Origin of the sequence: Bradymonas sediminis, assembly GCF_003258315.1 — a bacterium.
Lineage (GTDB): Bacteria > Myxococcota_A > Bradymonadia > Bradymonadales > Bradymonadaceae > Bradymonas > Bradymonas sediminis.
This window is the reverse complement of record NZ_CP030032.1, coordinates 1,855,466-1,866,972: the sequence shown is the minus strand read 5'-3', so window position 1 is coordinate 1,866,972 and position 11,507 is coordinate 1,855,466. Positions and strand designations below refer to the sequence as shown.

Here is an 11,507-nt window from a genome sequence, read left to right as displayed (position 1 = left end):
CGTTCAGCCATGCACGCGCGTATGGCCTGCACAGCAAGTGAGCAGTCTCAACGAAGGCTCGCGCGCTTAACCCGAACAATTCGAGCATTTTTAACCTATAAAAAGATGACCTACAGACGGACTTCAGGCCTATGACGAAGCTTTATTACGGTTGCGATGAATTAGATCGCGGCTGGGATCATTATTTTAAGCGCTGCAACGCGCTTCAGTTGGACCTCGAGACGCTTGACGCGCTCCCCAAAACCGCCACGCTTAACCGCTGGCGGGTTGAGTCGCCCAAGGGTTTCAGCTTTACGCTATGCGCAGATAGCAAATTCGTGAACGCCCTGACGCGCTTAAGCGCCCGCGGCGCCACCGAATTGGACGCCGCCGCCCGTGAGGCTTGGCAGGCAAATGTTGACCGCGCCCACGCCCTGGCCGCCCGCGCAATTCTGATCCGCACGCCTGCGAATTTCCGGCCCGGACAGATCTCGCGCGACCTGCTCGAGAAGGTGGTCAACGAATTGGCCGCCCCGATTAAGCCCCTGGTTATCTGGGAGAGCGACGGCCTGTGGCAGCTTCGCGACACCCTCGAATTCGCGAACTCCATCGGCCTTGTATACGCGCATGACCCGTTCATCGCGTATCGCGAAGAGATCCCCCACACCAGCGGCGACGCCGCGTGGGTGCTCACCGAGCGCGCGGGCCTTCGGCGCAAACTCGACCAATTCGACATGGAGACCATGATCGACTGGGCCGACAACTATCAGCGCGTCTTCTGCTTTATGCGCGGACGGTTCAAATGGGAACATGCCCGTGAATTGAAGGTCGCGCTCGAATACGACGCGCTCTGAGATTAGCTCGCACCGATACGCATCGAAAAAGCCCCGCCGGCATCGCGCCGGCGGGGCTTTTTCTATGCACTGATGGGGAAGGCTGCGGGCTATTCGATCTCGGGCGTCACCTCATCGACCTTCTCGTCGCTGCTCTTATCGCCCTCGTGACTCATGTCGTCTTCGACCGGGCCACCGCCGATGGCGTCTTTTTTGAGCTCATCGGACATCTTATCGAGAACCTTCGAGGACTCCTTAAAGAATTTCTCGACATCCTTCTCCTGCGATGCAAGCGGTTTGCTGGCGTCGATCTTATCCACGCGCTCCTGCAACTTTTTGACGTCCTTCTCTAGCTTGGGGAAATGCGCCTGTTGGAGGGAGGAGAAGATCTGGCTGGTCGCGGTTGCGGCCTCGTGGAATTGCTTGGAGCGATGCTCGCTCTTGGCGTCGCCGCTGATATCCGAGGCGATCTTGGAGAGCCGCTCCTGCTCGGACTTAAGGTCCTTTAGCGCGGACTTGTCCATCTCGTGCGTAGCCTCCTTGTCCGAGCTCTCGTCACCGGCCGGGCCGCCCCCCATAGGCTGTGCGTTCACGTCCTCGATCACGGAGCCAATCGCCTCATCGAGCTTGGTCAGGCCGTTGCTGGCATAGCCGTCGACATTATCGTCGGGCTTCTCAGACTTCGTCCATTCCTTGAAGTCTTTGGCCAACTCCTCGCTGCTACGCATCTCGTCGCTCTTTGACTCATCCTTGCTGCCCATCTCGGCGCTCTTGGAATCATCGACCGCCTTGTCGGTGGCCGATTCGGTGGAGTCATCGATCTTCTCAGCTTGCTTGTCGTAGCTGCCCTCGGCCATCGCGTCGCCGCCCTGGGCGAGCACGGCGGAACCGAGGCCCATTGAGAGAAGCAGCGCGAGAATGGTGCGAATATTTATATACTGCATGATACTCTCCTTGTGTTTTTCTGGGTGTGTTCGCGGGTGCTTAGTCCACGCTTTAGGGAACGCGGCGCCCAGGGTGAAGGCGACCTTCTCGCCTTCACCCACGCTCGGGCTCCCCAAAATTGTTCATTTACTCGGGTTGTTCCGCGGTGGATTCGGCGAAGGCATTGAGGACCTGGGCCCCGTTGTCGAAGAACGACTTAATCGCCGACTCTTGCTCATCGAGATCCTGGGTCGGGGAAAGCTCATCCAAAGCCCCGTGGAGTTGCTCCAGCGGTTCACTGGCCTCCTCCGTATCGGCCTGATTTTGAATCCCATCCACCAGGGCCACGAAGTCCTTGGCGACCTGATAGAAGACCCCGGGGTATTCGGCCGACTGTGAGTTCTTCAACTCTTCGACCGACGCCTCCAGGCGGGTACGCTCGGACACGAGCGCCTGCGCACTCTCATCGGGCGGGCCACCACCGACCTGGCTGCCCTCGTCGAGCGCCGCGGCGCCAAACAGCGTGGCAACCTCCCCGGCGGCCTCGCTCAAGCGCGCCGTGCCATCGTCGAGGGCGGCGGCGTCGAGGCTCGGGTGATCCTGCTCGGTCCACGCGTTGAGGTTTGCCAGCGACGTGTCATCGCCCGTCGACTCGGCCTCGTCGAACCCGGCTGGGAGATCGGCCTGCGCCAACTCATCGGAGTCCTGCGCCGGGTCGGTGATCGCCTCCTCGCCGAGCTCCGGCGATGGTTCGTTTTCTGCTATTTCGTTTGTATTATAACCTTCGCTAACCTGCTCCCCCTGGGCGGTATAGCTATCATCTGTGTTATCGGTTAGCGCTGCACCGACCCACCAGATGACTAAGGCCGCTACGATGATTCCTACAATCGCCCAAACCCAACCTGCGCCTCGACGACTTTCCTCATATCTCTCGACCACAACTCCTCCTTGGCACGCACAAAAGAACGAATATGAAACTCGCTCACAAAGAATACGCTTTGCCCAACTGCTCGGCAGCGCATTTCCCCCCGCGCCTCACTGCCAACATAGACACCAAAGAGAATTGCCAAATATAATTTTTGCGTCTTCACCCCGTTCTCGCACTATATCCTATTGAGATGAGCGCACTCTTGTGTTTGAATGCCCAAATAGAATAGGCTCGCTATTCTGGAATGATATGCGTCCCATTATCTATATAGATTTGATGGATACAGGACGCACAAAGATAATAGGCCTCTGCTTTTTCAACCCTTGATAAGAAAATAGATCTATGAGCCACCAAATTAGTTTCAAAGACAATATCGCCTCCCTGGAAACCGCCCTTGCCACGGCACGCGCCGAATTGGCCGAGCTTGAGAAGCGTAGTCAGAACTACGATCTTAAGACCCAGGAGACCCGCGAAGCCCTTGAAAACCTGCGCTGCGCGCTGCGCGGCGAAGTCCCCGAAACCAAGTCCCGCCAGGCGTCGGGTTCGCTGACTTCATTGGAAGTTAACCCCGAGAGTGGGCGTCCGGCGCTCGGCGCGAACAAATTGAGAGCATTTGTCTTAAGCTGGGCAAGGGCAATCAAGCATTTCGCACCGTCGACGTTCTCAACGTTCTGCGCGAGATCGAAAATGAACTATCTCAAGGCATGAAAAGCTACACATATGCTGTAATGAGCACACTAATGGACGAAGAGATCGTCACCAAAGTGGGCCGTGGCAAATGGCAGCTAACGCGTTGAGTTGGCGCCTGGCCAATACTCCCTTTTGATCGAAATAGGGTGAGTAAGCCCCCAGAATTTTCCATCCTTATATTGACGCTAACGGGTCGAAATTCATCTTTCGACGCCTCAGATCCACAGGCATTTTTTATGAACAATCAGAACGACACGAACCTTGAAGCGGTTCTCAAAAGCATCGAAGAGAAACTCCAAACCCTCGAAGATAACCGCAGCGAATTGCAGAATCAGATCCGGGTCAAACGCGCGCAGATCGACGGCATGACCCAAGCCATCAAGCTGCTCCATGAGATGGACGCCAATTAACACGACCTAGCGTGTTCGCGACTCGCCATCGGCGCCTTTTTCGCGGCGCCCTTGCCGAATTAATCGCGCCTCAAACAACCCCGAAATACGGCATGCCCAAGGGTGTGGTTGTATTTTCGAGGTTGTTTATTTATAGAGAAGCGCCTGGTTTATTATCTGTATTTTGTCCGTTTACCTGAGAACAAAACCTATGGAACTCGCCCAGTTGATCCGCACCAAGCACTCTGAGAAGCCCAGTGCTGCGGAAACCCTCGATATTCTATTTGCCTCCAGTGAGGTTGCACCCTATTCGAAGACCGGCGGCCTCGCCGATGTTGCGGCGAGTCTTCCCAAAGCGCTCAACGCGATGGGACACCGGGTCTCGATCATCACCCCGCTGTACAAGCATCTGGACCCCGAGGCGCTTCATCTTAGCCGGCGCCTGCAGCCCCTGCAGGTCCCGCGGCTGGGCAAATTGCGCAAAAAAGTCGAAGCCACCATCTGGGAAGGCCGCACCGAAGGCGGCGTGCGCATTTTCTTCATCCAGCAGGACGACTTCTTCGGCCAGAACGATAACCTCTACGGTTATGGCGACGGCGACCTGCAGTCGAACCCGGCGCGCTTCGCGTTCTTTAGCCGCGCGATCGTCGAATTCTCGATGCAATATAGCGTCCCGGTCGACGTCATTCATTGCAACGACTGGCATACCGCGCTGGCGCCCATCTTCCGCGAGCATTATTACGCCGAGGAGATGAAGGACACCGCGTGCGTGCTGACCATTCATAACCTGGCATTCCAGGGCCGATTCGACGGCGAAGCGATGCCTGAGACCGGCCTGCCCAAAAAGTATTATGCGGCGTCGGAGATGCGCGTCGACGACGCCATCAACTACCTTAAAGGCGGGATCAAATACGCCTCGCAGGTGACCACCGTCAGCCCGACCTACGCCGAAGAGATTCAGAGCGACGAGGGCGGCTTTGGCCTGGGCGAAGCCCTGCGCGACGCCTCGGCCAAGCTCACCGGAATCCTCAACGGCGCCGACTATTCGGTCTGGTCGCCGTCGGTCGACCACTATATCGACGTCCAATATGATTCGGACGATCTGCACGGCAAGCGCAAGAATAAGGCCGCTCTGCAGGCCCATTTCGGCCTCCCCGACCGCCCCACCCTTCCGCTTCTGGCGATGGTCGGACGGCTCACCGAGCAAAAAGGCCTCGACCTTTTATTGCCGGCGCTTGAGACCTTACTCGACGGTTTCGAGCACGAGAAAGACTCCTTCCAGGTCGTATTCCTGGGCGAAGGCGAGCAAAAATACGCCGACGAGATCACCCGATTGGTCGAGAAATTCCCGCGTCATATCGCCGCACACCTCGGCTATAGCGAGGAGTTGGCCCACAAATTCCAGGCCGCGGCGGACATCCTGCTGATCCCGAGTCGCTTTGAGCCCTGCGGACTCACGCAGCTCTACGCCATGCGCTACGGCACCCTGCCGTTGGTGCACGCCACCGGCGGGCTCAAAGACACCGTCATCGACCCCAAGCGCGACAAGAAGACCGGCGATATTATCGAGGGAAGCACCGGCTTTGCCTTCGAAAAATTCGACGTCGACACGCTTCGCGAGACCATCGCGCGCGCCACCACGCGCTACCGAAACCACCGCCAGTGGCGCCCGGTCATCCAAAACGCCATGGAGCGCGACTTCTCTTGGGGGAACTCGGCCAGCCAATACGTCGACATCTATAAGAAGGCCCTTGGTCGCCCGGTTGAAGTGAAAGCAGCCGAGAAGACCGAAGAAAAGAAGGCCTCCCCGAAGAAGAAATCCGCGGCGAAAAAGACCTCAAAGAAGTCCTCGTCGAAGAAGAGCACAAAGAAGGCGGATTCGAAGGCCACCGCCAAAACCGATAGCGCGAAAAAAGAAACAACGAAGAAGAGCGCGAAGAAATCGGAACCCAAAAGCAGCGCGAAGAAGGACAGCACCAAAAAAGAAGGCGCTAAGAAGAAAGGCGCAACCAGGCGAGTCCCCAAGAAGGACGACGCAAAGAAATAAGCACCTCCCAGCGACCCTGGAAGGTTCTCGTGCCGATGATAGTCACAAGGGAATATAATGACCGATAATGTCAAACGTCTTCAAGAATTGAACGCTCAAGCCGAAATGGGCGGCGGCGAAGCGCGCATCAAGCGCCAACATGACGCCGGAAAATACACCGCGCGCGAGCGCATCGACCTGCTCCTCGACCCGGGGACCTTTGTCGAGCTTGATAAGCTCAAGACCCACCGCTGTGCCGACTTCGGCATGGAGAAAAAGAAGATCCCCGGCGACGGCGTGGTCACCGGTTACGGCAAGGTCGACGGGCGCACCGTCTATGTCTTCTCCCAGGACTTCACGGTCTTCGGCGGTAGCCTCAGCGGCGCGTACGCCGAGAAGATCTGCAAGATCATGGATCTGGCAACCAAGGTCGGCGCTCCGGTCATCGGCCTCAACGACTCCGGCGGCGCGCGCATCCAGGAAGGCGTGCAGAGCCTCGCCGGCTATGCCGACATCTTCCACCAGAACGTGCGCGCCAGCGGCGTGGTCCCGCAGCTGTCGGCCATCCTTGGGCCCTGCGCCGGCGGCGCCGTGTATAGCCCGGCGATCACCGACTTCATCTTCATGGTCCAGGACACCAGCTATATGTTCATCACCGGGCCGGAGGTCGTGAAAACGGTCACCAGCCAGGAAGTGACCAAGCAGGAGTTGGGCGGCGCGCGCATCCATAGCGAGAAGAGCGGCGTGTCGCATTTTGAGTGCGCCACCGAAGACGAATGCATCGCGCGCGTGCGCGAGCTGCTCTCGTTTCTGCCCTCCAATAACGCCGAAGACCCGCCCTTTGTGCCCACCGACGATGACGTCAATCGCCGCGACGCCAAGCTCAACGATATCGTGCCGGCCAACCCGTCGAAGCCCTACGATATGACCGAGATTATCGGAGCGGTGGTCGACGACGGCTATTTCTTCGAAGTTCAAGCCGAATACGCGCGCAATATCGTCATCGGTTTCGCGCGCCTTGGTGGGCATTCGGTGGGCATCGTCGGTAACCAACCCAACGCGCTGGCCGGCTGCCTGGACATCGACGCGAGCCTGAAAGCCGCGCGATTCGTGCGCTTTTGCGACTCCTTCAATATCCCGATCATCACCCTGGTCGACGTCCCCGGCTTCTTGCCCGGCGTGGACCAGGAATACGGCGGCATCATCAAGCACGGCGCGAAGCTTTTGTACGCCTACTCCGAAGCCACCGTCCCGCTCATCACGCTCATCACCCGCAAAGCCTATGGCGGCGCCTATGACGTGATGGCCTCCAAGCATATCGGCGCCGATATCAACCTGGCCTACCCCACCGCCGAAATCGCGGTCATGGGCCCGGCTGGTGCGATCGATATCGTCTTCCGCAACGAGCTGGCAGAAGCCGACGACGCCGTCGCCAAAAAGGACGAGTTGGTCGAGGAATACCGCAAGACCTTCGCCAACCCGTTCAAGGCCGCCGAGCTCGGTTATATCGACGAGATCATCGATCCCATCGACACCCGCCCGCGCCTCATCGGCTCGCTGGAGATGCTGCAGAATAAGCGCATCGATAGCCTGCCCAAAAAGCACGGCAATATCCCGCTCTAAGCGGCCCGGTTAATCCGGCAATAAAGCCCCGCGGAGTTATTTCTCCGCGGGGCTTTTGCGTGTATCTCACGCATGAGCAAGGCGCCTCGCCGACGCGCTTAGATCGGCATAAGAAAAGACCCCGCAGATAACCATATCCGCGGGGCCTTCTCTGTTTTGCTACGCAGCCGATGAGCGCGACCGAAGTTTCGGAGGCGCCCATCGACCCTTTAAATTATCGCTCCGAGATCGGAGTGACGTTGCGCTCGTTCTCGCCGATATAGATCTGGCGCGGACGGTGGATGCGCTGGTCGGCGTCATCGCGCATCTCTTTCCACTGAGCGATCCAGCCCGGAAGACGTCCAAGCACGAACATCACCGTGAACATATTGGTCGGGATGCCCAGGGCGCGATAGATCGTGCCGCTGTAGAAGTCGACGTTCGGGTAGAGGCGACGTTTGACGAAATACTCGTCCTCAAGCGCGACCTTCTCAAGCTCTTTGGCCAGGTCAAGCGCCGGGTCTTCCACGCCGAGGTCGGCGAAAAGCTCGTCAGCCGACTTCTTGAGGATGCGCGCGCGCGGATCGAAGTTCTTGTACACGCGGTGACCGAAGCCCATCAGCTTCACGTCGGAGGACTTGTCTTTGACCAGCTCGATATGATCCTCGAGCGAGCGTCCTTCGGCGCGAATATTCTCAAGCATCTCGATAACTTTCTGGTTGGCGCCACCATGCAGCGGGCCGCTCAGAGCGCCGATCGCCCCCGAGATCGAGGCGTAAAGGCTCGCCTGCGCGCTACCGATCATACGCGCGGTCGAGGTCGAGCAGTTTTGCTCGTGGTCGGCGTGCAGGATGAAGAGGCTATCGAGCGAAGCCTCAAGCACGTCGCTGACTTTATACTCATCCGAGGTGCCAAAGGTCATATGCGCGAAGTCACCGGCGAAGCTCGCGCCCTTGCTCGGCTTGAGATATTCCTTGCCGGTCTGCTTGCGATAGGAATACGCGGCAAGCGCCTTGGATTTGGCCAGGAGACGAATAATATCGGTCTCTTCGTCGGCAGGCTCATAATAGTCACCAAGCGTGGCGACCAGGGTCTGCATCACGGTCATCGGATGCGCGTTCTTCGGAAGGTTGTCCAGCACAGCGACGATCCCTTCGGGAAGCTCAGCGTGCTCGGCGAGTTTGGCGTTGAAGCCGTCGAGCTCCGCCTGGTTGGGCAGCTTGCCCCAGATCATCAGGTACATCACCTCTTCGAAGCTGACGCCCTCGGCGAGCTGCTCAAGAGGATAGCCGCGATAGCGAAGAATGCCCTTCTCGCCGTCGATAAAGGTGATCTCACTTTTGCACGAACCAGTGCTGCCATAGCCCGGGTCATAGCTGATCGCGCCGGTCATCCCGCGCAATTTCCGCATATCGACGCCGACTTCTCCTTCGCTTCCCTCGAATACGCCGAATTCGCACTCTTGACCATTAAGAACTAATTTCGCGTCCGTCATTGAAATCTCCTCTTCAACAGTATGTTTATTACCGTGGAACTGTTCGCACCGCGCATATAAAACGGTGAATTAGATATATAAACCACCGACCGGGTGGTTTTTTTAAAGTCTCACAGCGAGCGAAACCTACCAAAAATATGCGGATTTGGGAAGTGATGAATGACGATTCATTCCGTCACATTCCGGCTCCACTCGCCGTCCTCTATGATACCCTTTCCGGGCAATTCCTAGCGCCCTTGGCGCGAATTATCGCCTGTTTTTGGGCTTGTCCTCAGTACGATTTGGATCGTCGGGCGCACAGGGAACCTTCACGAGCGCAAATTTAATATTTTCATTATAAGTGATGCAGGCTTTTCCCTTTAGATGCGCCGGAAGCGCGCGCGGGAAACTACCACGATAACTCGAATATTCCATGATGGCGTAGAAAGTCTCGTCCCCATTTTCCTTAAGGAAATGGTCGAAATCCTTGTCCTTGCTCATCGGCAGCACTTCGTTCTGGGTATAGAAGGTCTCGCCGCGCCAATTCAGGCGGAAGGCAATCGCGGGCTCCTCGCAGAAGCGCTTAAATCGGTGCGCGCCGGGCGGGCCGTCGATGCGCGTGCATTGCGCATAATACGCGTCCCACAGGCCCTTCTGGCTCCAAGAGCCGCTGATGGCGGGCATGTAGATATCGATACAGAAGACCGTAAAAACAAAGGCCGCCGCCATCACCGCGCTTAGGCCGGCGCGGCGTATCACGCGATTCCTCACCAGGAATAAGACCATACCGACTAACGACACGGCACCGGCGCCAAAGATCCAGCGGCTAAAGCCCGGGTCCAGGTCGACCAGCCACACGCGGTCATATTTGTAGGTGAAGAGGTTTTTGAGCAACTGCGGGTCACCGACCAGGTCCCAGGTCAACATGCCGAGCACGCCGATACCGGCAAAATACAGCGGCCAGGGGTGCGGCAATTCGCGGTCCAGGGCGTCGTCAATCGCCAGCGCGATAAGCATCGCCAGCGGCGGCACGACCGGGAAGATATAGTGATGGAATTTGGTGCTCGACAGCGTGAAGAGCATAAAGCCCAGCGCCGCCCAGATCAGCAGCATCAGGGTCGCGCGCCCACGGTCATCGTCCATCTTTAGACCGCGGCCCGAGAACAGATAGCCGAAGGTCGCCGGCAAAAAGGCAAACCAGGGGAAGAGCCCATATCCCAGCCACCGCACGAAATGCTCGAAGCTGCCGGTGTCGATCTGGTGGACGCCGCCGGAGAGGCGTTTGAAGTGGTCATGGACAAAGAAGCGCGTCCAAAACCCCTTGGTATGACGAATCAACATCGCCGCGTACCAGGGGAAACAAACCGCGATAAAGATCGGAACGCCGATATGCAAATCGACCTGTTTAAGCATCTTCCATTCGCGCGTAATGAGCAGATAGAAGAAGAATATCGCGCCCGGAAGCATAAAGCCGAGCAGCCCCTTGGCCATCGTGGCCAGCGCCACAAAGGTATAAAAACCAATAAGATAGATGCGACGCCGCTCAACAATCGGGCGCGAAAACGTCAGGTATAGGGCGAGGGAGAACATACTCAGGTATTGAGCGGCCTGGGTTGGCCCCCAGACAAACCAACCCTCCAACGACTTCGCTGCGTTATCGCCACTGACCAGCGCGATCACCAGCACCACCAGCAGCGGCACCCACACCACGGCCAGCGCGGCCAGCGCCAGGCGGCTGCGGGTTTTACGGGACTTCTCGGTATTCGCCCTGCCCTTCCACAGACCGGTCAAAAGCAGCAGCGTGCCCAGCCCAAGAATGACGCCCCCAAAGATAATCCCCTGGGTTTGCGGCGAAGTGAACGCCTCCATAAAGGGATTGGTCGAACCGCGCCAACTGGAAAGCCCGACCAGGACCAGAATCACCTGCGGGATACAGACCAGGGCGACCCACCCGAAGGTCAGCGAATAGGAGAATTTATCGGCCGGCAAGTCACGGTCTTTGCCGAAGACGGCCATCATAAAGAAGCAGATACCGACGGTCATCAACCCCACGAAGGGCATATCGGTCTGCGCCTGGCGGCTGAGCATCGACCAGAACGGACTTGTCCCCAGAATACCCGCCATCAGGAATCCGACGCGGCGGCGGAACACGCTCGCCCCCATCGAATAGACAAGAAGCACGCCCATCAACGCGATCAACGCGACCCCCAGGCGCACGCCCCAGGCCGAAAACCCGAAGACCTGCATGCCGATGGACATCATCCACATCAGCAAAATCGGTTTGGAAAAGAAATAGGATCCTTCGGCGCTGCCGGTGGAGTTCTTCCAATGACTGCCCCACCAGGTGCTGATCCAGTCGTTTCGCTCCAAAATCGAACGCGCGACTTCGCCGTAGTGCACCTCCCATGGGTCCCAGAGGCCAAAACTCCCCAAAAAGAGGAGAAAGAGCAGGCCAAAGACCGTGACCACGATGGCGCGGTCACGCCACCAGGCTTTGGTGTCGTCTTCGAACCAACGCAATGAACTGAGCGAGAACCGCGCAGGCTCCTCAGTCGCGGCAGCATTGTTGGCGGATTCGACCGCGTCGGACGTGGCCTGCGGCTCAACCGTCTCAGCGGCGTCTTGGGTATTTTTAGAACTCATACTTACGTCTTATATACAG

General features: G+C 57.9%; 9 protein-coding genes. 5 read left to right on the top strand and 4 right to left on the bottom strand.

Features of this window, described 5'->3' with window-relative positions; genetic code table 11:
- The first annotated feature begins 131 nt into the window (after positions 1–131).
- Positions 132–833 carry a DUF72 domain-containing protein gene (locus DN745_RS06960; protein ID WP_111333308.1) on the top strand — a complete coding sequence of 234 codons (702 nt, stop codon included), beginning with the start codon at positions 132–134 and terminating at the stop codon, positions 831–833.
- Positions 834–922: 89 nt separating this feature from the next.
- On the opposite strand, the gene DN745_RS06955 is transcribed toward DN745_RS06960, so the two are convergent.
- Complete coding sequence (locus DN745_RS06955) at positions 923–1,756, bottom strand: hypothetical protein (protein ID WP_111333306.1); 834 nt, start codon at positions 1,754–1,756, stop codon at positions 923–925.
- A gap of 127 nt (positions 1,757–1,883) precedes the next feature.
- On the bottom strand, positions 1,884–2,675 hold the full coding sequence (locus DN745_RS06950; protein ID WP_133622079.1) for a hypothetical protein: 792 nt from the start codon (positions 2,673–2,675) through the stop codon (positions 1,884–1,886).
- A gap of 331 nt (positions 2,676–3,006) precedes the next feature.
- On the opposite strand from DN745_RS06950, the gene DN745_RS06940 reads away from it, so the two are divergent.
- From DN745_RS06940 to DN745_RS06930, 4 genes are all read left to right on the top strand, one after another.
- Complete coding sequence (locus tag DN745_RS06940) at positions 3,007–3,372, top strand: hypothetical protein (RefSeq protein WP_111333300.1); 366 nt, start codon at positions 3,007–3,009, stop codon at positions 3,370–3,372.
- Positions 3,373–3,590: 218 nt separating this feature from the next.
- Complete coding sequence (locus DN745_RS19270; protein ID WP_162687520.1) at positions 3,591–3,764, top strand: hypothetical protein; 174 nt, start codon at positions 3,591–3,593, stop codon at positions 3,762–3,764.
- A gap of 190 nt (positions 3,765–3,954) precedes the next feature.
- Positions 3,955–5,790 (top strand): glycogen synthase GlgA, encoded by a 1,836-nt coding sequence (gene glgA / locus DN745_RS06935; protein WP_111333298.1) that lies wholly within the window; start codon positions 3,955–3,957, stop codon positions 5,788–5,790.
- A gap of 57 nt (positions 5,791–5,847) precedes the next feature.
- Complete coding sequence (locus tag DN745_RS06930) at positions 5,848–7,392, top strand: acyl-CoA carboxylase subunit beta (RefSeq protein ID WP_111333296.1); 1,545 nt, start codon at positions 5,848–5,850, stop codon at positions 7,390–7,392.
- A gap of 214 nt (positions 7,393–7,606) precedes the next feature.
- On the opposite strand, the gene DN745_RS06925 is transcribed toward DN745_RS06930, so the two are convergent.
- Together DN745_RS06925 and DN745_RS06920 are read right to left on the bottom strand one after the other, a co-directional pair.
- Positions 7,607–8,866, bottom strand: coding sequence for a citrate synthase (locus DN745_RS06925; protein ID WP_111333295.1), 1,260 nt, complete (start codon positions 8,864–8,866; stop codon positions 7,607–7,609).
- A gap of 246 nt (positions 8,867–9,112) precedes the next feature.
- The gene (locus tag DN745_RS06920) at positions 9,113–11,488 is read right to left on the bottom strand and encodes an ArnT family glycosyltransferase (RefSeq protein ID WP_111333293.1); all 2,376 of its coding nucleotides are present in this window, start codon (positions 11,486–11,488) and stop codon (positions 9,113–9,115) included.
- Between the last annotated feature and the right edge of the window lie 19 nt (positions 11,489–11,507).

Coding starts and splice junctions, on each gene's coding strand:
- DN745_RS06920 (WP_111333293.1), bottom strand. CDS start 11,488: ATGAGTTCTAAAAATACCCAAGACGCCGCTGAGACGGTTGAGCCGCAG.
- DN745_RS06960 (WP_111333308.1), top strand. CDS start 132: ATGACGAAGCTTTATTACGGTTGCGATGAATTAGATCGCGGCTGGGAT.
- DN745_RS06955 (WP_111333306.1), bottom strand. CDS start 1,756: ATGCAGTATATAAATATTCGCACCATTCTCGCGCTGCTTCTCTCAATG.
- DN745_RS06930 (WP_111333296.1), top strand. CDS start 5,848: ATGACCGATAATGTCAAACGTCTTCAAGAATTGAACGCTCAAGCCGAA.
- DN745_RS06940 (WP_111333300.1), top strand. CDS start 3,007: ATGAGCCACCAAATTAGTTTCAAAGACAATATCGCCTCCCTGGAAACC.
- DN745_RS06925 (WP_111333295.1), bottom strand. CDS start 8,866: ATGACGGACGCGAAATTAGTTCTTAATGGTCAAGAGTGCGAATTCGGC.
- glgA (WP_111333298.1), top strand. CDS start 3,955: ATGGAACTCGCCCAGTTGATCCGCACCAAGCACTCTGAGAAGCCCAGT.
- DN745_RS19270 (WP_162687520.1), top strand. CDS start 3,591: ATGAACAATCAGAACGACACGAACCTTGAAGCGGTTCTCAAAAGCATC.